21 protein-coding genes are annotated in these 22,294 nt (G+C 39.1%); 14 read left to right on the top strand and 7 right to left on the bottom strand.

The annotated features are described in order from the left end of the window. Positions 1-10 precede the first annotated feature (10 nt). The 4 genes from AB3I27_RS09695 to AB3I27_RS09710 form a co-directional block, all read right to left on the bottom strand. Positions 11-481 carry a glutathione peroxidase gene (locus tag AB3I27_RS09695; RefSeq protein WP_002344587.1) on the bottom strand — a complete coding sequence of 157 codons (471 nt, stop codon included), beginning with the start codon at positions 479-481 and terminating at the stop codon, positions 11-13. A gap of 160 nt (positions 482-641) precedes the next feature. Then, positions 642-1,100: an S-ribosylhomocysteine lyase gene (locus AB3I27_RS09700; RefSeq protein ID WP_002289439.1), complete on the bottom strand. Its 459-nt coding sequence runs from the start codon at positions 1,098-1,100 to the stop codon at positions 642-644. 171 nt (positions 1,101-1,271) lie between these two features. Further along, positions 1,272-2,417, bottom strand: a complete 1,146-nt coding sequence (locus tag AB3I27_RS09705; protein ID WP_104760038.1) for a cystathionine gamma-synthase — start codon at positions 2,415-2,417, stop codon at positions 1,272-1,274. Positions 2,418-2,429: 12 nt separating this feature from the next. Continuing rightward, positions 2,430-3,347 carry a PLP-dependent cysteine synthase family protein gene (locus AB3I27_RS09710; RefSeq protein ID WP_002313332.1) on the bottom strand — a complete coding sequence of 306 codons (918 nt, stop codon included), beginning with the start codon at positions 3,345-3,347 and terminating at the stop codon, positions 2,430-2,432. Between the two features lie 425 nt (positions 3,348-3,772). Between AB3I27_RS09710 and efp the strand changes: the two genes are divergently transcribed. The 14 genes from efp to AB3I27_RS09780 all read left to right on the top strand — a co-directional run bounded on the left by efp (position 3,773) and on the right by AB3I27_RS09780 (position 19,085). Then, positions 3,773-4,336 carry an elongation factor P gene (gene efp / locus AB3I27_RS09715; protein WP_002289434.1) on the top strand — a complete coding sequence of 188 codons (564 nt, stop codon included), beginning with the start codon at positions 3,773-3,775 and terminating at the stop codon, positions 4,334-4,336. Positions 4,337-4,533: 197 nt separating this feature from the next. After that, entirely contained in the window at positions 4,534-5,301 is a 768-nt protein-coding gene (locus AB3I27_RS09720) for a J domain-containing protein (protein WP_002308102.1), read from the top strand. Positions 5,302-5,428: 127 nt separating this feature from the next. Continuing rightward, entirely contained in the window at positions 5,429-7,159 is a 1,731-nt protein-coding gene (locus tag AB3I27_RS09725; protein WP_368022984.1) for an alkyl/aryl-sulfatase, read from the top strand. A gap of 451 nt (positions 7,160-7,610) precedes the next feature. Then, the gene (gene lysA / locus AB3I27_RS09730) at positions 7,611-8,870 is read left to right on the top strand and encodes a diaminopimelate decarboxylase (protein WP_087063176.1); all 1,260 of its coding nucleotides are present in this window, start codon (positions 7,611-7,613) and stop codon (positions 8,868-8,870) included. Continuing rightward, positions 8,857-9,657, top strand: coding sequence for a diaminopimelate epimerase (gene dapF, locus AB3I27_RS09735; protein WP_002308107.1), 801 nt, complete (start codon positions 8,857-8,859; stop codon positions 9,655-9,657). The genes lysA and dapF overlap by 14 nt, the downstream gene beginning before the upstream one ends. A gap of 2 nt (positions 9,658-9,659) precedes the next feature. Continuing rightward, entirely contained in the window at positions 9,660-10,541 is an 882-nt protein-coding gene (gene dapA / locus AB3I27_RS09740) for a 4-hydroxy-tetrahydrodipicolinate synthase (protein ID WP_002344581.1), read from the top strand. After that, positions 10,538-11,254 carry a 4-hydroxy-tetrahydrodipicolinate reductase gene (gene dapB, locus AB3I27_RS09745; RefSeq protein ID WP_087063172.1) on the top strand — a complete coding sequence of 239 codons (717 nt, stop codon included), beginning with the start codon at positions 10,538-10,540 and terminating at the stop codon, positions 11,252-11,254. The genes dapA and dapB overlap by 4 nt, the downstream gene beginning before the upstream one ends. Before the next feature lie 5 nt (positions 11,255-11,259). Then, the gene (gene dapD / locus AB3I27_RS09750; RefSeq protein WP_002308112.1) at positions 11,260-11,955 is read left to right on the top strand and encodes a 2,3,4,5-tetrahydropyridine-2,6-dicarboxylate N-acetyltransferase; all 696 of its coding nucleotides are present in this window, start codon (positions 11,260-11,262) and stop codon (positions 11,953-11,955) included. Positions 11,956-11,970: 15 nt separating this feature from the next. Beyond that, positions 11,971-12,972 carry an aspartate-semialdehyde dehydrogenase gene (locus tag AB3I27_RS09755; RefSeq protein ID WP_104760036.1) on the top strand — a complete coding sequence of 334 codons (1,002 nt, stop codon included), beginning with the start codon at positions 11,971-11,973 and terminating at the stop codon, positions 12,970-12,972. Continuing rightward, the gene (locus AB3I27_RS09760; RefSeq protein ID WP_002313337.1) at positions 12,969-14,330 is read left to right on the top strand and encodes an aspartate kinase; all 1,362 of its coding nucleotides are present in this window, start codon (positions 12,969-12,971) and stop codon (positions 14,328-14,330) included. The genes AB3I27_RS09755 and AB3I27_RS09760 overlap by 4 nt, the downstream gene beginning before the upstream one ends. Continuing rightward, positions 14,290-15,441, top strand: a complete 1,152-nt coding sequence (locus tag AB3I27_RS09765) for a M20 family metallopeptidase (protein WP_002308115.1) — start codon at positions 14,290-14,292, stop codon at positions 15,439-15,441. The genes AB3I27_RS09760 and AB3I27_RS09765 overlap by 41 nt, the downstream gene beginning before the upstream one ends. After that, positions 15,416-16,585: a pyridoxal phosphate-dependent aminotransferase gene (locus tag AB3I27_RS09770; protein WP_002308116.1), complete on the top strand. Its 1,170-nt coding sequence runs from the start codon at positions 15,416-15,418 to the stop codon at positions 16,583-16,585. Before AB3I27_RS09765 ends, AB3I27_RS09770 begins: the two co-directional genes overlap by 26 nt. Positions 16,586-16,758: 173 nt before the next feature. Continuing rightward, positions 16,759-18,138, top strand: coding sequence for an FAD-dependent oxidoreductase (locus AB3I27_RS09775; RefSeq protein WP_002308118.1), 1,380 nt, complete (start codon positions 16,759-16,761; stop codon positions 18,136-18,138). 278 nt (positions 18,139-18,416) lie between these two features. Beyond that, a complete protein-coding gene (locus AB3I27_RS09780) occupies positions 18,417-19,085 on the top strand; it encodes a DUF421 domain-containing protein (protein WP_002308119.1) in 669 nt (222 codons plus the stop codon). 121 nt (positions 19,086-19,206) lie between these two features. Here AB3I27_RS09780 and AB3I27_RS09785 read toward each other — a convergent pair whose 3' ends face one another. The 3 genes from AB3I27_RS09785 to AB3I27_RS09795 all read right to left on the bottom strand — a co-directional run bounded on the left by AB3I27_RS09785 (position 19,207) and on the right by AB3I27_RS09795 (position 22,288). Beyond that, on the bottom strand, positions 19,207-19,593 hold the full coding sequence (locus AB3I27_RS09785; protein WP_002308120.1) for a hypothetical protein: 387 nt from the start codon (positions 19,591-19,593) through the stop codon (positions 19,207-19,209). Continuing rightward, complete coding sequence (locus tag AB3I27_RS09790) at positions 19,565-20,947, bottom strand: Y-family DNA polymerase (RefSeq protein WP_002312015.1); 1,383 nt, start codon at positions 20,945-20,947, stop codon at positions 19,565-19,567. The genes AB3I27_RS09785 and AB3I27_RS09790 overlap by 29 nt, the downstream gene beginning before the upstream one ends. Positions 20,948-21,100: 153 nt before the next feature. Beyond that, entirely contained in the window at positions 21,101-22,288 is a 1,188-nt protein-coding gene (locus AB3I27_RS09795; protein ID WP_002308124.1) for a galactokinase, read from the bottom strand. Positions 22,289-22,294: the final 6 nt, after the last annotated feature.

The raw sequence follows: 22,294 nt of genomic DNA on the forward strand, positions 1-22,294 counted from the left end.
TTTTATTAAGTTAAAGAACGGATTCAATTGCAGTGGTCATTTTCAATGGAGAAGTTTGTGGTGCAAATCGTTCAATTACTTTTCCATTTCGATCAATCAAAAATTTAGTGAAATTCCATTTTATGGCTTTAGTGACAGTACCAGGAGCTTCATTTTTAAGATAAGTAAAAAGAGGATCTGTATTTTCTCCATTTACATCAATCAATTGATGCATAGGGAAGGTAACGCCATAAGTGGCTTTACAAGCTTCTGCTGCTTCAGTCACTGAAGCTAGTTCTTGTTTAAATTGATTCGAAGGAAAGCCTAATATAACCAAACCTTGTGACTGATAAGCTTGATAAAGTTCTTCTAATTGCTCGAATTGCGGTGCTAGGCCGCATTTTGTTGCAGTATTGACGATGATTATTGGTTTGCCGGCATATTTTTCCAATGAATAAACTGTGCCGTCTTCTAAAGCAACTTCAAAATTATAGATAGACATAAATTTTTCTCCTTTCTATTATATGATAAAAAGAGTGCTAAACTGAAAACTAGCTATTTGTTTTCTCGTTTAGTACTCTTTTCAGACAATAAATAGTTAATAAAACGACTACGAAGATAAGATAGCTTTATTGCTTCTCACCTTTACGTTCTTTTAGAAACTATGCTTCTACTTCAGACCATTCATCGCGTTTTGCTAAAAATTCACGAGCTAAGGCTTGCGCACCTTCTAATGTATGGCTAGCAGCCCAGCCGCATTGTGTTTCATTGCTTGCTGGTACTTCAGTAGCTTCAAGGACATCTTTCATCGTTGCTTCCAGAACATCTAAAATATCTTCGTAACTTTCATGATTCAACACAGTCAAGTAAAAGCCTGTTTGGCATCCCATTGGTGACCAGTCTACGATATAATCCGCATGATTACGGATTAGTTCAGCAGTCAAGTGTTCCAATGAATGCAGACTTGGCATATCCATGTGTTCTTTATTTGGTTGTTTAAAGCGGACGTCGTATTTAATGATGACATCGCCATGTGCACCTGTTTTTCTATCGGCTACACGTACATAAGGTGCTTTGACTTTTGTATGGTCAAGATTAAAACTTTCGACATTCATTCTCATTTGTAAGACTCCTATCTATTTGTTCATTTGTTTTGATGTTTTCCACTAAAGAATTATTTAGTGAAATTTACAAAAACGTCTTTCTACTTGATTCTAACACTTATCGTTTCCAAGGTGTAGCAATCTGAAATATTTTTTAGATTTTTCTGCTAAACCATTTATGTGGACTTTCTAGTTCTTGATTGTGTCAAATGCCTGAGCTAAATCGTTTATGAGATCCTGACCATACTCAATTCCTACAGAAAGACGAATTAATCCGTCCTTTATGCCAGCCTCTTCACGTTTTTCTTTTGGAATAGACGCATGAGTCATGACAGAGGGAACTTCTACTAAACTTTCTACGCCACCTAAACTTTCTGCTAGAGTAAATAGTTGGAGAGATTCAATAAAAGGAATAGCAGTTGCTTCATTTTTTAAAGTAAAAGAAACCATTCCGCTAAAGCCGCTCATTTGTTGCTTAGCAATTCCATAAAGTTCATGGTCGGGTAATCCTGGATAGTAGACCTTTTCTACTGCTGGATGAGAAAAGAGAAAATCAGCTACTGCAAAAGCATTTTTTTGATGTTCCTCCATACGAACACTTAGAGTCTTGATTCCACGCTGAAGTAACCAGCTATCTTGAGGACCAAGAACGGCACCGATAGCATTTTGATAAAATCCAATCTGCTCAGCCAGCTCTTTATGTCTAGTAGTCACTAAACCAGCTATTACATCGCTGTGTCCGCCTAGATATTTGGTGCCGCTGTGGACAACGATATCAGAACCAAGATCTAATGGTTTTTGAAAATAAGGAGTAGCAAATGTATTGTCAGCAATAACTATCAATCCATGTCGATGAGCCAGAGTGGCACTTTTTTCTAAATCAGTAATCTTTAGAAGCGGATTGCTAGGTGTTTCAAGATAAAGTGCTTTTGTATTGGGGTGGATGGATTGTTCTATTTTATCAAGATTGCTCGTATCTATGATCGTGTACTCGAGACCATTTTTAGTAAGAACCTTGTCAAATAGACGGAATGTTCCCCCATAGACATCATCTCCTAATAAGATATGATCGCCAGCTTCAAAAAGAGAAAAAACGGCATGAATCCCAGAAAGTCCAGAAGAAAAAGCGAATCCTCGAACACCCCCTTCCAAATCAGCAATCAGTTCTTCCAGTGCAAAACGAGTAGGATTACCAGATCTTGAATATTCATATTGCTTAGGATGTCCGACTCCATCTTGTCGATAAGTGGATGTTTGATAAATAGGTACACTGACAGCTCCTGTTGTGGGATCTTCACTGATGCCTCCGTGGATCAATTTTGTTTGAATATGCATGTTTCTTTCCTCCTATAAGTAAATGTTTTTTGATAAATAGCGGTCTGCTGCGTCTGGAAAAATCGTAACGACACGATGACCAGGTGGTAAACGACGAATTTCTCTTAATGCTGCTGCAAAAGCCGCACCACTCGAACTTCCAACTAATAGTCCTTGTTCTCGTGCTAATTGCCTAGTATAGTTAAACCCTTCTCCATCAGAGATTGTTTCGATCTGATTGATTGAAAGGGGAGAAAGAAACGGCGGAATGAATTCTACACCGATACCCTCAATTTCATGAGGGGCTGGATCTCCGCCATTTAACACAGAGCCCTCTGGTTCTACACCGATTATTCGAATATCGGGATATTTTTCTTTCAAAAAGGTAGAAGTTCCAGCAAAGGTTCCACCGCTACCGATCCCCGCCACAAAACTATGAATATCTTCTTTGATTTCATGAAAGATTTCCGGTCCTAACGTATAATAGTAAGCAGCGGGATTATCTTTATTTTCAAATTGAAGAGGCAGATAGCTATTCGATATCTCTTCTGCAAGTTTTTTACTTTTGCTGATGGCACCGACGATTCCTTTCTCACTAGGAGAATGGATGATCTTTGCTCCCAATGCTTTCATCAATTGTTGTTTTTCCAAGCTGAACTTCTCTGGAACAACAAAAATCGTTCTTAACTGATGCGTGAGTGCGGCCAGAGCAATCCCAATCCCTGTGTTTCCGGCAGTCGGTTCGATGATCGTCGTTTTTTCATTGATTTTTCCTTGGGCAAGTCCTTCTTTGATCAAATAACTACCCAATCGATCTTTGATACTTCCTCCTGGATTTAAATATTCCAGTTTTGCATAAATAGCAGAACCTTTAGGCATAGAATAGTGCTGATTGTCAAAGCGATAAAGCGGTGTGGAACCAATAGCTTCTGTAATTGTCGAGATAATCATATGGACCTCCTAAAAAAGATAATAAAAAAAGGAGCTGACTATTAAATCAGCTCCTTGAAAGACATAGAGAAAAATTGAGTAGACAAAAGGTAAATTACCTGGTACTCATTCTATGAAGGGCAATTAATAGACATGACAAATAGTATGCTGCTTTTACGCACCATACAACAGCAACGATTCAATTGTTTTTGGTTGCTGACTGTCATGTGTATCCCTCCAATTAAAATTTTTATTAACGATAGCATGAAAAAAAATAAAAGTCAAAGGCTTGAAAGAAAAAAATTTCGATAGTATCGTTTACCCGTGTTTATTTTTTTTTGACAAATAGGCATGAAACCTTAAAAGATAGAGAATACTCTAGTTTTCTGTCCGGTTGTCTGATACAATAAAGTTGATTATGATAAAGAAAAGAAGGAGCAAAAATAATGATCTCAGCAAGTGATTTAAGAGCCGGTATGACGTTCGTTCAAGACGGTAAATTGATTAAAGTTCTGGATGCAAGCCACCATAAACCTGGTAAAGGAAATACAGTTATGCGTATGAAACTGAAAGATGTCCGTTCAGGCGCAACATACGACACAACTTTCAGACCAGAAGAAAAATTTGAAAAAGCACATATCGACACAAAACCTGTGCAATATTTGTACACGATGGACGATACAGCTTTCTTCATGGATTTGGAAACATATGAACAATATGAAATTCCTGTAGAAACAGTAGAAGAAGAAATGAAATATATCCTAGAAAACATGGAAGTAAAAATCCAATTCTTCGGTAGCGAAGTTATTGGTGTTCAATTACCGACAACTGTCGTGTTGCGTGTCGTGGAAACACAACCTTCAATCAAAGGTGCAACAGTTACTGGTTCAGGTAAACCAGCGACAATGGAAACTGGCTTAGTGGTCAATGTTCCTGACTTCATCGAAACAGATGAATTATTGGAAATCAATACAGCAGAAGGTTCTTATGTAAAACGTGCGTCAAAATAATAAGCTAACGAATTGATAAGAAGTTGAAAAACATAGTTTGACCTCTTGAAAAGTGGATCATCCGATCTGCCTTTCAAGAGGTTTTTTGTAGAATCAGCCGATTGAAAAATAAAAAAGTATTTGTTTTATTTACACTTTGAAATACAATTTAATTGAAAGACGTGATCTGTCGAATATTTTGAAAGAGAGGAATCTTTATGGGATTCATCCTATTACTGTTTTTTTATCTTTTGATTTTTTTGTTATGGGTAATAATTGTAACGCTTGCATTCCCAGAAGTAGCTTTGTACATAATTGTTGTTTTGTTTTCGATGTTCCTTCCGAATGAAATAGGTGGGCGATATATTGAATTATTAGAATTTTTTCAGCCTATCATCCATTATTTTCAACGATTTACAGAAGCGCATCTATCTGTAAAATTATTTATTCTTTTAAGCATTCCACTGAGTTACCTGCTGTTGTCTAGTCTATTACAATTTTATGGTATTTATCCATTGCAGATCATAGGATCATGTATGACGATAGTTACTGTTTTTTATTTATTAAATGTTATTTTTCAATTAGCTTTGATTTGGAATATTTTGCTGACAGTTCCGATCTCTCTCGTAGCAATTGGTATCCGTTTAGTTGTTTATCATTCTTTGAATAAGTATTTTCGTAAGTGTACGTATTTATTCACTTTTTTACTCAAAGAAAAAAATGAAAAGAAAGATACTTCTGAGCATACGCAACAATCATCTAATCAAAATAAGAACAACAAAAAAACTTCTTTAGTAATCAACGAGCCTTTTGAACTGGAAGCTTATTTTAGGCTGATCTTAGGTGTAGATGAACAGGCAACAAAAGAAGAGATCAAACATGCCTATCGACAAAAAGTCATGAAGTATCATCCAGATAAATCCGTAGAAGAAAATGCGAAAGAAAAGTACGAAGAGATTATCGAAGCCTATAAATATTTGAAATAGTTTCAAATTGCCATGTTTCCTTTTATTTTCCTACTGCTTGTATAATCAAGATATCGTTTTCTTTCTCTTTATATTAAAATAATATTATAATTAAATTAGTTTAAAAAGAGAAAACGGAGGCTGAATAATGGAGAAGCATACGACGAAAGAGACACAGAAAGAAAATAACAACGTAAAAAAACAATTAAACTTTGCGGATAATCATGAATTTATGTTAGCTAGCCAGAATTGTGTTGCTCCCTTTAACCATTTAGAGATTATTCAAGAAGGAAAAGTTATATGGAGCCAGAAAGCTTATGCATTTTTAGAAGAGGAATGTCCAAACTGTGCGAATCCAAGTCTTTGGGAAAATGCGCGATGTAACCATCAAACGGGTCTCTTTCGTGTCACTGAGCAAATCTTTCAGTTACGGGGATTTGATATGGCCAACCTCACACTGGTTCTTACCCCAAACAATAAATGGATTGTCTTTGATACATTGATGAGTATCGAATGTTCAAGAGCAGCGATTGAGTTTGCGGATCGCTGGTTTAATGAAAACGGGTATCCAGAAGTGGAGGGGAATCTTGCAGGAATCATTATCAGTCATTCCCATGTCGATCATTTTGGTGGCATACGCGGTTTGTTTAAAGACTTCAAAGTAGATCCTTCTGTTCCGATTTATGTACCTGAAGGATTTACGGAAGCTGCTATTTCTGAGAACCTTATGGTAGGGAAGGCCATGGGAAGAAGAGCAGTCTTTCAATATGGCTCTTCCTTAGAAAAAAGTCCATTTGGTTCCTTATCTGTTGGAATTGGACAAGGACAATCTACAGGCACAATCAGTTTTGAGCTTCCTACTTGTGAGATCACTGAAAATAAAATAATCGCTATCGATGGATTAGATCTGGATTTCCAATTGACCCCTGGCACAGAAGCCCCTGCCGAAATGAATACGTATATTCCAGCATATCAAGCGCTTTGGATGGCAGAAAACTGCACTTGTACGATGCATAATCTTTATACTCTGCGAGGGGCACAGATACGAGATGGAAAAAGCTGGTCGAGATACCTTATCGAGGCACAACGGCGCTATGGACCAAAAGCAAAAGTATTGTTCCATGCGCATACTTGGCCGCGGTATGCCACTGAGGAGGAACCAGATGCTATTAACAGGTATTTACTAGACCAAGCACGGTTATATAAAGGAATTCATGATGAATCACTTAAAGCTGTCAATGCCGGGTATACCATAAACGAATTAGCAGAACAAGTCGCTTTGCCAGAAGAGCTGACAAACCAGTGGTATCTAAGACCATATTACGGAACGATTGCTCATAATAGCAAGGCGGTTTATCAAAAGTATATCGGTTGGTATGATTCAAATCCGGTGAATTTGAATCCGCTTCCTCCTGAACGGGAAGCGAAACAAACGGTAAAGTACATGGGTGGAGCAGAAGCTATCTTAGAAAAAGCGCATGAAGATTATGAAAAAGGAAATTATCAATGGGTGGCAAAAGTTACGAATTTGGTCATTTACGCAGATCCTGAAAATAAAGAAACAAGAGCGCTTTGCCGGCGGTCGTTGACACAACTAGGGTATCAAACGGAATCTGGGGCTTGGCGAAATGAGTACTTGACTGGAGCACTGGAATTAAAGGAAGATGTGGACTTGTTTTCAATTGAATCGGCTGATTCGTCAGAGCTATCGGCACAGATGAATGGAGAAATGTTGCTGGATTATTTAAGCATCCATACTATTTCGACCAAAAAACAACAGACGGGCATGGTAAAGTTCACAGATGACTGGCAACTTTCAAATGGTCAAATCCATTCTTGCCAACGACTTATTTCATCGATTACTGGCAAGGAATTTTGACTTATTATCCTATTTCTTCAGACAAAGAGGAGGCCGCGCTTATTTATGAAGGAAAAAGAGTAGCATTCCTCCAGCAAATGCTTGATTCCTCAGGTGAACCAAGAAGCTGGTCCATGCTTTTTAAAGCAGATACAAACAACTATTTCAATATCATGGAACCGTGAAAATAGTTGAAATAACTCAAAAATTTAAGATGTCCGAACGATATGGAAGAAAGAAGGGTTTATCATCGCTAAACAGCGATAAACCTCTGCTTATATGCAGGAATATTCTTCTGATAGTTCGGATATTTTATTTTTTGTCCCCTTTTTTATTTTTGTTTTAAAAAAATGTTTCGAAATATACTAGACAATTCAGAAAATTTTGTATAATATTATTCCAATAAAATTCAAATCTTTATCAAATGAAATTCCAATAAAAACGGAAAAAATGTGAAAAGAGGAATGAAAAAATGACAGAATTGATAATTGGCGGAGTCACAGCAAGCACATTAGCAGAAAAGTATAAGACACCTCTGTATGTGTATGACGAAGAAAAGATGAGACAAACGATGCTGTCATTCAAGCGAGGCTTTGTATCGAAGCATTTTGATACAAAAGTTCTTTACGCCTCTAAAGCATTCCAAACGATTGAGATGCTACGTTTAGTCCATGAATATGGATTTGGGCTGGATGTTGTCAGCGGTGGGGAAATCTATACCGCTTTGCAAGCTGATTTTCCTAGAGATGCTATTTATTTCCATGGTAATAACAAGACCCCAGAAGAACTGAGCTATGCACTTGAAAATGAGTTGTTGCATGTTGTTGCCGATAACTTGATGGAAGTCGAGTTATTAGAAGAATTAAGCCAACGCTATTCTAAAAAAGTCGATGTCATGCTTCGGTTGAATGTCGGTGTAGAAGCCCATACTCATGAATATATAGTCACTGCACATATTGATTCAAAATTCGGCATGAGCTATGAAAGTAAAGAGTGTCAGCAAGCTCTCCAATTGATAAAAGAAAGCAGTTATCTAGAGTTAGAAGGTTTTCATGCCCATATTGGGTCACAAATTTTTGATGTTACTGCTTGGCTAGCTGAAATCGACAAATTGACGAGTTACTTAACCGATTTTGACCAACCACTTTCCTTGAATCTCGGGGGAGGATTCGGGATTCGTTATACACAAAATGATCAGCCAATCCCAATCGAAGAGGCACTAAAAAAGCTGATTGAATATACGGAAGAATCTTTGGACAAACGAAAACTGACGATTCGTCAACTACTGATCGAACCAGGAAGAAGTATTGTTGGGGAAGCTGGTACAACACTATACACGATTGGCTTCATCAAAAAGACACCACATAAAAAATATTACTTTGTAGATGGCGGGATGACAGATAATATCCGCCCAGCTCTGTATCAGGCAGCATACGATTGTGATTTAGCAGAAAAACTGTCGGAAGAAAAAACAGAAAAAGTGACGATTGCAGGGAAAATGTGTGAATCAGGTGATGTGGTAATCAAAGAAACTTATTTGCCGAAAGCAAAATCGGGTGATCTTTTAGCTGTTTATTCCACGGGGGCTTACGGATATTCGATGAGCAGCAACTACAATCGAGCGACACGACCAGCAGTTGTTTTTGTCAATAATGGTCAATCGAGACTGGTTGTTCGCAGACAAGTATTTTCTGATCTACTAAGGGGGGAAGTTTCTTATGATCCTTCATAAATATAATGGCTGTGGAAATGATTTTATCTTATTAGATTACACAGAGGATACGGATTATAGTCAATTAGCTGCTTCTTTATGTGCAAAAGAAAAATATGACACAGACGGATTGATCGCCGTAAAAACCGATCCGTTGGAAATGATCTATTACAACAAAGATGGTAGCCGTGCCCCTATGTGCGGAAATGGTATTCGCTGTTTTGCTCGATATGTGAATGATCAAAATAGGATGGATGAACAGGAATTCGACGTAGAGACGTTAGCAGGCACAAGAAAAATTACGGTGTTGGCTCCCTCACCTTTTTATTGCAGCGTAGATATGGGAGTGCCAGATGATTCTCCAGAAAAAATCAAAGCTGCGCAATCTTATCCAATAAAAAACCAGGAAATAGAGATTGGTGGCGAAAAAGTAACAATCACTAGTTTATTTTTAGGGACGATCCATACCGTTGTTTTTGTTGAAAATTCGCGTGAGGAAGTCTGGAAAAAAAGAGGCGAACTGATCTGTCATCATCCTTTGTTCAAAGAAAAAACCAATGTCAACTTTGTAGAAGTAGTCAATGAACAGGAATTGACCGTCCGTACCTATGAAAGAGGAGTAGGTTGGACACTTGCTTGCGGTACAGGTTGCTGTGCCTCTTATGCGGTTGCGAAGGAAACTGGGAAGATTTCAGCAGATCAGGTAGTCGTTCACTTGGAACAAGGAGACTTGATGATCTCTGGTGAGGATACGATACAAATGGCTGGTCCAGCAGTTCATGAATGGACAAGAATATTGGAGGAATGAAGATGATAAAAGGTTCGATCGTGGCGCTGATCACGCCGATGAATGAAGAGGGATCAGTAGATTACGCTGGTTTGGAAAAATTGATCCAATTCCATTTAGATGAACAAACAGACGGATTATTAGTTTTGGGTACAACAGGAGAATCTTCTACACTCACACAATCTGAGGAGGAGAAGATCCTTCAACTGACAGTAAAGAAAGTGGCTGGCCGTGTGCCGGTGATTGCAGGAGCTGGAACGAATAATACGAAAGAAACGATTGAAAAAGCGAAGCATTTTGCTTCTTTGGGCGCAGATGCAATTTTGGTCATCACTCCTTACTACAACAAAACAAGTGATGCAGGATTAGCTGCTCATTTCACAGCAATTGCAGAATCATCACCAATCCCGCTTATTTTATATAATGTCCCTTCTAGAACAGGCATGTCGATTCCAATCCATGTACTAGTAAATTTAGCAGAACATCCTAATATCATTGGTTTGAAAGAAGCCTCAGGAGATATGGCTTATGTGATGGAAGCCGCTCGATTGATTAGCGAAAAATTCAGCCTTTACAGCGGAAATGATGATTTGATCCTGCCAGTAATGAGTGTAGGAGGGAGCGGTGTAATCAGTGTATGGGCAAATATCCAGCCTAAAATAGTCCATGAGTTAGTAAAAGATACGATGGACGGAAGATGGCAGCAAGCAAAAGAAAAACAATTAAATGCACTTGAGCTGATCCATGCCTTGTTCAGTGAGACCAATCCTATTCCTGTCAAAGCAGCTATGTCATTATTAAATTTACCTTCAGGACCTCTACGCCTGCCTTTAGTGTCCCTTTCGGAAGAGAAAAAGAAACAATTAGCTCAGCTTTTGCTAAGGGAAAGGACGGTTGAAAAATGAAAATCGGACTGATCGGCAGTGGACAGATGGGGAATAGAGTCGAAGAAGTTGCACAAGAAAGAGGAGACACGGTCCTTCTTTTACGGACGGCATCTAAAGAAGCAACTACACTTGCTTTTACAGAACTGCCAGAACTGCTTATTGATTTTTCTCATCCAGATAATTTAGAAATGATCCTTTCGTATAGCTTGTCTTATCAACTTCCGTTAGTCATTGGCACGACAGGTTATACACAATCACAGTTCCAAGAAATGGAAGAACATGCCAAGCAGGTACCTGTGATGTATAGTGCTAATTTTTCGTTAGGCATCATGGTGATGAACCAACTGATCAAGCAAGCAGCTGCAATGTTGCAAGACTGGCAAATCGAACTGATTGAAAAACATCATAGTCGTAAAAAAGATGCACCATCTGGTACCGCGAATATGCTGCTTCAAACAATCCAAGAAGTACAAAAGCTTCAGCCTGTATATAACTGGCAAGGACAAAAAAGAGAAGAAAATCAAATTGGTGTACACAGTATTCGTGCAGGTTCTTTACCTGGTGAACATGAGGTAATGTTTGCAGCTCCCGATGAAGTATTTACGGTCAAACATGAATCTTTTTCTAATCGAATCTTTGCTGCAGGTGCAGTAGAAGCAGCGGACTGGTTGAAAAATCAGCCACCAGGTTATTACAAATTAGAAGATTTATTAATGGATAAAGGGGTGTAAGAAACGTGGAAGCTCAAGAAATCATCCGCTACATTCAAACGGCATCTAAAAAGACGCCTGTGAAAGTCTATCTGAATGTAACCGAGCCAATCAAATTTAAAGACAGCAAAGTTTTTGGTGAAGGAAACAGCTTCGTTGTTTTTGGTGACTACGAGTCGATTGCTCCGGTTTTAGAAGCTGAAGCGGAAAAAATCATTGAAATCGAAATCGAAACTGCTGCAAGATACAGTGCAGTTCCTTTGCTGGATATCAAAAAAATCAATGCCCGTATCGAACCAGGTGCTATTATCAGAGATCAAGTGTCCATCGGCAACAATGCCGTGATCATGATGGGAGCGATTATCAATATCGGTGCAGTAATCGGTGAAAACACGATGATTGATATGGGTGCTGTCTTAGGTGGACGAGCGACAGTGGGCAAAAACTGCCATATTGGTGCAGGAGCTGTCTTAGCGGGTGTAATCGAACCCGCATCGGCTAAACCGGTTATCGTAGAAGACGGCGTACTGATAGGTGCGAATGCAGTGATTGTTGAAGGTGTCCATATCGGAAAAGATGCAGTCGTGGCAGCAGGAGCAGTGGTTTTAGAAGATGTGTCAGCAGGTACTGTTGTCGGTGGGATACCTGCACGAGTCTTGAAAATAAGTGATGATCAGACAAAAGAAAATACAGCATTGATTGCTGCGTTACGCGAATTATAGAGGAGATGGAGAAAAATGCGCGAAATAGATACCTGTATTGTGGGGGCAACCGGATTAGTCGGACAAACGATGCTCAAAGTGTTAGAAGAATATGATTTTCCAGTAGGACGATTGAAATTATTAGCGTCAAAACGTTCAGCTGGCAAAGTTTGTGTATTCAAGGGGAAGAAACACACTGTACAGGAATTGACAGAAACTTCATTTGAAGGATATGATTTAGCGCTATTTTCTGCAGGTGCTTCTGTATCCAAAGAGTTTGCGCCAATCGCAAGAAGTCAAGGATTATTTGTTATAGATAATTCCTCGGCATGGCGAGAAGATTCGGATATTCCATTGATCGTTCCAGAGGTCAATCCGGAAGACTATACATTGAATCGGCTGATTGCGAATCCAAATTGTTCAACCATTCAAGCGGTACTACCGCTTAAAGCTTTACAAGAAGCTTTTGGAATCCAACGAGTCAATTATTCGACCTATCAAGCAGTTTCTGGTTCTGGACAGAAAGGTATCCAAGATCTTTATCGCACGCAAAATGACGAGGAACCAGCTTTATATCCTTATAATATTAGTCAAACGGTGATTCCAGAAATCGATCAGCCTTTGGAAAATGGCTATACCAAAGAAGAACAGAAAATGATAAATGAGACCCGTAAGATTCTGCATCAGCCTGATTTGCCAGTATCAGCAACCTGTGTACGTGTGCCAATCGAGAATGGACACGGAGTCTCGGTGGCCGTTCAGTTGCAAAAAGAGTTTACGATTGAAGAAGTTAAAGAGTGTCTCAGTCAGTTTCCAGGGATCCAATTAGAAGATGATCTAGCAGCACATAAATATCCAACGAGCATTCTTGCTAAAGGAACAGATACGGTTTATGCTGGGAGGATCAGAAAAGACACCTCTTTAGAGAACGGACTGTTGTTCTATACAACTGCCGATAACATACGCAAAGGAGCCGCTGCAAATGCCGTACAGATTGCTGCAGCTTTAATGCAGAAAATAGCGGAGGTGGCAAGATGAGTAATACGCTGAAAATAGCAAAATTCGGCGGAACATCGATGTCTCATGAAGAACAATTCAAAAAAGTCCATACAATTGTTCTTTCAGATCCCAATCGTCAAGTGATCGTTGTTTCTGCTTTAGGCAAACGTACATCAGATGATGACAAAGTAACAGACTTACTTTATTTGATTTATGCCTACCTTCAGCATCATGTTGATTGGACACCTCTTTGGGAAAGAATCTGTGAACGTTTCGTTCAAGTAAGAGACCTTCTTGACCTGCAGTTACCTGTGGAAGAGGAACTGGCACGCATACAAAAACAACTGGAAGATGAAAAGATAACTGAAGATTATTTAGTAAGCAGAGGTGAATATCTGACTGCTCGACTGATGGCTGAGTATCTTGGTTACCAGTTCATTGATGCAAAGGACCTGCTGTTCTTTGACTATGATGGAAAAATCGATGAGGAAAAAACAGCACAGGAAATCACAAAAGCATTTAAAAGATATCCGAAAATGGTTGTTCCAGGATTTTACGGGGCAAACCCTGCAGGTAAAGAAAAATTATTGGGACGTGGGGGAAGCGACATTACTGGCGCGTTACTGGCGAAGATGCTACAAGCGGCGAGTTATGAGAATTGGACAGATGTTTCAGGAATCATGATGGCTGATCCGCGAATCATCGATCATCCTAAAATCATCGAGGAAATCTCTTTTAGAGAACTGAGAGAGATGGCTTATATGGGGGCTAATGTTCTTCATGAAGCAGCTGTTTTCCCAGTTCAAGAGGCGGATATCCCCATCCAAATAAAAAATACCAATGATCCTTTCGCTCAAGGAACAAAAATATCGAATCACGAAGTGGAAAAGGAAAATGGACTGACAGGAATAGCTGGACGCAAGGATTTTCTTTCGATCACTTTATTCAAACGTCATATGTCTGATGAAATCGGGTTTATCTGGAAAGCAATGAGCATTTTTGCTAAACATGAGATATCAATCGAACATATTCCTTCAGGGATCGACAATATCGGAGTGATCGTTTCAGCAGAAGCGATTGCCGATAAATTATTTCTCATCACAAAAGAATTAAAAGAAACACTTGGCGTGGAAGAAATCGTCGTGATTGAAGACTTAGCTTTGATCTCTGTCGTTGGCGGACCGCATAAAGAATTGATCGGTTTATCTGGGAAAGTGTTATCGATATTGAACAAATTAGAAATTCGCACATCGATCTTATCACAAGGAGCACAGGAGTTGAATCTAATCATCGGTGTACCGAATGATCAGTATGAAACCGTAGTGAAGGGTATCTATGAAGGGATGGTGAATACGGATGCTGAAAGAATATCGAATGGCACTCCATCAAATTCCTGAAATCGGATTTCATGAATTTAAAACAAAAAAATATTTATATGAACAAGTAAAAAATAGTGGAGCCGTTATCCATGAAATCGGCGAAACAGGACTGCTTCTTTATTTTGATAATCAACAAGAAGAAACGATTGCTTTTCGAACAGATATCGATGCACTGCCAGTCAAAGAAGAAACAAATCTCTTTTTTGCTTCTAAGCATGAAGGGTATATGCATGCATGTGGTCATGACGGACATATGGCGATGCTTTTAGGGTTGACCGACTTTATAACTGAACACATCGAGGAGCTTATTTATAATGTAGTACTGATTTATCAGCCATCAGAAGAAATTTCCGGCGGCGCACAAAGTGTTATTCAGTCAGGATTGTTAGATAAATATGAAGTACAAGCAATATTTGGCTTTCATCTATGGCCTGGACTAGCTAAAGGAGAAGTTTTTTCTCGACCAGGACCTTTGATGGCACAAAGCAGTGAAACAGACATTATCATCAAGGGCCAGTCCGCGCATATTGCTTCTAGTGAAAAAGGAATCGATAGTCTGGAGGCAGCTGTACGATTTTTGAAGAATGTTTATGATTTTGATCGGCAATTACCGGCAGAGTGGAATCATCTAATGAAATTTGGTCAAATCCAAGGTGGAACGATCCGGAATGTTTTAGCTGGAGAAGTTATTGTATCCGGAAGTATCCGTTCTTACAGTTCAGATATGCAAAATTATTTGAAGAGGGGATTAGCTCATTTAGCAGAACAGTTTCACTCTGCAGCAACTATTTCTTTCCGCTATAATGACGGCTATCCAGCTGTGATCAATCATGGAGGCTTATATGCAGCGTTGTCGGATTCAAACAAATTACATGAATTAGAGGATCCAGTTCTTCAAGCCGAAGATTTTGGCATATATACGCAACAATATCCTTGTGTATTTTTCTTTTTAGGTGTCGGTGATACCCCTGCTTTACATGATCCGACGTTCGATTTTGATATGGATGTTTTAGAAAATGGTGTAGAATGGTACAAAACGATTCTTTTTACAGAAAATCTTCTTGAAAAAATCGATAGCAGTTCAAAAGAGGAGCGAGTAAATAATGATGAATTTATCCAATCGATTTAATCCCAGACTTTCTAGAATAGAAGTATCTAAAATACGGCAATTCGATCAGCAAATATCGTCGATACCAGATGTGATCAAGCTCACCTTGGGAGAACCGGATTTTCCGACTCCCGAACATGTCAAACAAGCCGGAATAGCAGCGATTGAAGAAGACTTTTCTCACTATACCGGAATGAGAGGACTGGAGGAACTGCGGGAAGCTGCTTGTATGTTTCAGCAACAGCGTTATGGATTAACTTATGATCCGCAAACGGAAGTTTTGACGACGGTTGGTGCAACGGAAGCGATTGCCTCTGCATTGTTATCTGTTTTAGAAGAAGGAGACAAGGTTCTTATTCCAGCGCCTGCTTATTCAGGATATCAGCCATTAGTGGAACTAGCTGGTGCTGAATTGATTCCGATAAATACTTCTGACACAGGGTTTGTTTGTCAGCCGGAACAATTTGAACGAGCATTTGAACAATATGGATCAGCTATCAAAGCAGTCATTTTAAATTATCCTAACAATCCCACTGGAACGACATTGTCTGCAAGCCAGTTGGAAGCAATCGCTGAAGTTTTAAAAAAATATCCGGTATTTGTTATAAGTGATGAAGTATATGCTGAATTGACTTACACTGGAACGCATATATCCATAGCTTCTTATCTTCCGGAACAAACAATCGTGATAAGCGGGTTATCCAAGTCACATGCGATGACTGGTTGGCGAGTAGGCTTTATTTTTGCTCAAAAAGCCCTTATTGACGAACTAATTAAAGTCCATCAATATCTGGTGACTGCGGCTACAACGATGTCGCAAAAAGCTGCGACTGAAGCGCTAATAAATGGAGTAAAAGATAGCGAGAATATGAAAGAACAATATCAAACACGGAGAGACTATCTGGTCCAGCAATTGGCGCCTTTAGGATTTGAAGTGACTCAGCCAAATGGTGCATTTTACTTATTTTGCAAACTCCCAGCTGTCATTCAAACCGACTCTTGGCAGTTTTGTGTAGACTTAGCGGAACAGGCAAAAGTTGCGTGTATCCCTGGCATTGCATTTGGCCCAGAAGGAGAAGGCTATATACGGATTTCTTATGCTAGCAGTATGGAAAACTTACATGAAGCGTGCAAACGGATCAAAGACTTTTTAACAGAACAGTAATTCATGAATTTTCTCAAAAAACAATCGACATCTTTGCGGTATATTCTGCAAGCTGCCGATTGTTTTTTAAATTTGGTTCAAATGAGCGCGTTTCTTTTGATTCATAACTGATGTAATGTTAAGTTTAAATTGTTTAGAATGATTTTAAAAGAATATTCAAGGAGGTTTCATCAATGGAAAAAATCAAAGTTGTCATTGTAGGTGCATCTCATGGAGGGCATCAATCGATCTTGGAACTATTGACACGATACGGTGAAAATGTAGATATCACGCTATTTGAAGCAGGAGACTATGTTTCCTTCATGTCATGCGGTATGGAGTTGTATCTAGAAGATAAGGTAACAGATGTAAATGATGTACGTAATTTCAGACCAGAAAACTTTCCGCAATCCAATGTTCATATTTTAAATAATCACGAAGTAAAAACGATCAATGCAGATAAAAAAACAGTAACGGTTACTAGCACATCAGATAACGAAACAAAAGAATATCCTTATGATAAATTGATCTTGAGTTCTGGTGTCAAACCAAACAATTTGCCAGTACCAGGGGCAGATTTAGAAAATGTCTATTTGATGCGTGGATACAATTGGGCAACCAAAATCAAAGAAAAATTAAATGATCCTGCTATTAAAAAAATCGCTGTCGTAGGTGCTGGTTACATTGGGATCGAAGCAGCAGAAGCAAGCCGAAAAGCTGGAAAAGAAGTCGTCTTGCTTGATGTGATCGACAGACCCTTAGGCACATATTTAGATGCTGAGATGACAGACATTTTAGAACAACACCTAAATGAAAACGGTATTGAAGTTTTGACAAACGCCAAAATCGAAGCCTTTACCGGAAACGGAAAAGTGGAAGCGATCAAAACAAGTGAAAAAGAAATCCCAGCAGACCTAGTCATCCAAGCTGCTGGAGTGAAGGCAAATACTGAATGGTTAAAAGGGATCGTCGACTTAGATGAACGTGGCTGGATCCAAACGAATGAATACTTGCAAACAAATCTTCCAGATGTGTATGCAGTAGGAGATGCTACACTTGCTTATTCTATCCCAGCACGCAAAAAAATGCCGATCGCTTTAGCGACTGTTGCACGTAGAGAAGCACGTTATGTAGTAAAACATCTTTTTGAAGAAGTACCAAATAAACCGTTCGGCGGAGTCGTAGGTTCCTCCGCATTAAGTGTCTTCGACTACCATTTTGCAGCAAGTGGATTAAATAGCTTCACTGCAGCAAAAGCAGGAGTAGATGTACGAGTGTCTTATTATGAAGATACGTTACGACCAAAATATGTACCAGAAGAACAAGGAAATCCAAAAGTGTCCATCCAATTATTCTCAGATCCAATGACCCATCAATTGCTAGGAGGAGCAGTATTATCTACCTATGATGTTACAGGTCAAGGAAATGTGTTGGCACTAGCGATACAAAATAAACTGACTTTAGAAGAACTGGCAGAAGCCGACTTCTTCTTCCAACCAGGTTTTGACCGACAATGGAGCATGTTGAATCTAGCCGCTCAACAAGCACTAGGAGAAGAACCATTTGTAGAATAAGGAAACGAAATATTTGAAAAGAGGTTGTGACAGAAGTGGTCAGCTTCAAGAAATAAGAAGGAATTTACGGAAATTGTTTCTCAAATTTTTGTGAAATTTCGGCTTATTTTTCGAAGAAGCTACTTCTGGAACACCTTTTGTTCGGAATAAGGACTGTGACACGACTCGTGTCACAGTCCTTATTTTAGTGAAAGGATACATTTCTTCCTTGTATATTCCATGCGTGTTTGAGAGAAAGCATATATAATTTAATTAACAGATAGTTAGGGGGAGAAAGAATGGTTTTTTCAATCACAATGAAACTGGTATTCGGGTTGATCGGCTTGTTATTAGTGGTGCGTTTGCTTGGGAAGAAATCCATGTCGGAAATCACACCATTTGATTTAGTCTATACGCTTGTTTTAGGGGGGATCTTAGAAGAATCAACCTATGATGACAATGTCCATGTAGGCCATGTCCTATTTGCCATTGCGCTTTGGGCAGTAATGATTTATGGTATCGAACGTATCGTCCAAAAAAATGAAAAAGTCAATCGCTGGGTTAAAGGCGAGCCCTCTGTTTTAATCAAAGACGGCGTCATCAACATGACAGAGTTGGCAAATAACCATATCGAGATGGAGCAGTTGCGAGCAATCTTAAGACAGCAGGAATGCTTTTCTCTTGAAAATGCCAAACATGTTATCCTAGAGAATGCCGGTCAAATGAGTGTATTGAAAAAATCAGATGATGACAAAGCTTTGTCGATCCTGCTAGTGGACGAAGGACAAATCCAGCATAAAGTACTTCAATCCAATCAACTAGATGAATCGTGGCTTCTGGAGAATTTGAAGAAAGAAGGCTATGCAGACGTAAAACAGCTGATTTATGTCGAATGGTCAGAAGAAAAAGGGTTCTACGTACTAAACAAAGAAGACGTGATGCATGAATCTTACCGGATAGATGGATAGAGAGAGGTTGTGAAATCAGCTCTTTGACTTGATACTCAAAACTAAGCGACTTTTTCGCAACCTCCACTAAACGATGTTCAATCAGCTAATAATAAGATCAAAATGCTGATTGAACAGCCTCTCATGTCACAAACCATTTTTTTGTTTCTTTTAACTCAATATGCCGTACGTCTTCCCAAACTATCGGCTGATGGTCGATCATAAAATAATCTTCATAGGCTTCACCAATGAAATGACCTTCAACCTCATCTAAGAGTCTTCCAAATTCATCTGTTAAATTGAGCTGGATGTTTACTGCTTTACGAGATAAAAAAGCTTCTGTCAGTATACTATCGATTTCTTGTAATGTCATTTGTTGTTTAGGGAGAGGTTGTTTGCGTGCTTCTTCTTCATTTTTTTTGACACCGTTGACTAGTTCTTCCATCGCAAAAGCGGTCCCCCATTTTAATCCAAATGGACGATCTCGATACTCGTTATAGTCAATGAATTTTTTTGCTGTCCGTCTCATCTTTTCCACCTTCTAATCCACTCATACCACCTGCATGCCCACCAACGAGAGAGCTACGTGCAATGGCGCGTCCTCCTTGCAAGAGACTATGCGCATGGATGATTGATTTAAAGCCGTATTTTTTTCTGATCGTATCGACTACAAAATCAACTTTTGCTTCATTTATCTGCTTTTCAGGATCTTCAAAAAGGTTAAGCTGTAAACCTGTCGCGTATACGAGGTTGGAACAGTTCACGCCTATACGTCGAATATCCTGACAGCGGTAATGCTGGTGGAAAATGGTCAATAAAGCATCTGCTAGATTTCTGCTAGCATTTGTCGCTTCGATTTTTGTTTGCTGGTGAAAACCGGTCTTACCATTTGGGTCAAGATAACCTAAGGAGTATCCTACCCATAAGCTGACTACTTGTGCTTTTGCTGCAGATCGTCTCAAGCGAGTGCCGACTTGATCGGCCATTTCTTTGATAACGATCTCGATTTCTTCTTGCCTCGTATAATCTCTATCTAGAATTTGACTATTTCCGATACTTCTTGATTTTGGTATATATTCTTGTCCTAAAAAACTTCGATCGATTCCCCAAGCATGGGCATAAAGCTGAGTACCGATGATCCCTAACGTGCTTTTCAAGTGATAATAATCCGCGTGAGCTAAATCATAAACCGAATGTATACCCATTTGTTTCAGTCGTTTTGCTGTTCGTTTGCCGATTCCCCAAAAGTCAGTGATATCTGAGATTGTCCATAACTTTTCTGGGACATCTTCATAACGCCATTCAGCAATCATTTGTTTTCCGTCTTTTGAGCCATTATCTAAGGCTAGTTTAGCAAGTAGTGGGTTATCGCCGATTCCTATAGTCGTGTAGATTCCGGTCTGTTCAAATACATCTTTATGGATCAGCTTAGCCATGTCGTACGCATTCGTTTTACCAAAGAGTGCCATGCTATTTGTTACATCAAGGAAGCTTTCATCAACGGAATAGACATGATGGTTCGCTTCATCTGCATATTTTTTATAGATAGTATTGATTTCTCTGTTTTTTTCCATATAATAAGCCATCCTTGGAGCAACAATATATAAATCACTTGGATAGGGAAAGGGTAAATCTCTGGCACGGCTGATATTGGTGATGCCGTATGCTTTTTTTGCTGCAGGACTGGAAGCCAAGATTAATCCGCTACCCCGTGTTTCTGTCGAATCAGACGGATAGGACATTACTACTAATTTAGTTGTAAGGGGATCAAGATCCTTTTCCACGCACTCTACGGAGGCGTAAAAAGATTTGCAGTCAATACATAAAATATCTCGTGAAGGTTCTTTTTCATAAACAAATACTGGATTTTGATTCGCCCACATAACAATCACCTCTTCTACACAATTAGAACACATGTTCCCTTTTTGTGTCAATAAAAAACAGCAATTTTCAAATGTGAGCCTTTTGCTCATGTTTGAAAATTGCTGAGAGGTTATTTGTATTTGTTTATTTAGCTGTGTTCATTGATTTTTCTATCAAACATGAACGGCTTCTGGATCAATCTTTGTTGTCCCATTTCCAATGTGTGCAACATAAAATTCTGGAGCATAGCCGACAACTTTCATATATTCATCATAGACATTGTTTTTGAAGGCAGGTATATTTTCTTCTTTGACAAGAGCAATCGCACAGCCACCAAATCCAGCTCCTGTCATTCGTGCACCTAGGACACCTTCTTGTTTTTGAGCAGCGTCCACTAGCGTATCTAACTCGATCCCAGTCACTTCATAATCATAGCGAAGAGAGTGGTGAGAATCATTTAGCAGTTGTCCAAATGCTTCCAAGTTTCCAGCTTCTAATTCAGCTTTTGCTTTCAAAGTACGTTGATTTTCAGAAACAGCATGACGAGCTCTGCGTGTCAATGTATCATCACCGATTTGGTCAATAGTTGATTCAAATTCTTCTTCATCTAAGTCTCCTAAAGAAGAGATAGGCAAAGTTTTTTGCAGACGTGCCAAGGCTTCTTCGCATTCGCTGCGGCGCTCATTGTATTTTGAATCTGCCAATTCCCGACGTTTATTCGTATTCATGATGACGATTGCATAACCATCTAGTTTCACTGGGACCATTTCATATTTCAGCGTATTTGTATCTAACAAAATCGCATGATCTAGCTCACCGAAGCCGATGGCAAACTGATCCATGATACCTGAATTGACACCGATGAATTCATTTTCTACTTTTTTACCCGTTTGAACTAGTTCCAAACGATCCGTTTTTAAATCAAATAGATCTTCTAATACAACACCTACCAATAATTCTAATGAAGCACTACTGGAAAGTCCTGCACCGTTAGGAATTGTTCCTTCCACCAACAACTCAAATCCATGATCAATTGGGTGTCCAGCTTCTTTTAATTTAAGGATCATTCCTTTTACGTAGTTTGCCCAATTTGCTTTTTTATCATATTCTAGCTCGTCTAAAGTAAAACTGATGACACCGATATCATCAAAGTTTGTGGAATAAACTAATATTTTATTATCGTCTCTAGGTGCGGCGACACCTTGTGTTCCATAAGTGATAGAAGCAGGGAAGACATGACCGCCATTGTAATCGGTGTGTTCACCAATCAAATTGATGCGACCTGGCGAGAAGTATTGTGTCGTTTTTTTAGGGCCGAATGTTTCGGCAAATTTTGTGTTTAAGCTTCTTTTGATTTCCATGATGAG

Origin of the sequence: Enterococcus sp. C46 (assembly GCF_040887565.1) — a bacterium.
In the GTDB taxonomy this organism is placed as follows: Bacteria; Bacillota; Bacilli; order Lactobacillales; family Enterococcaceae; genus Enterococcus_B; species Enterococcus_B lactis.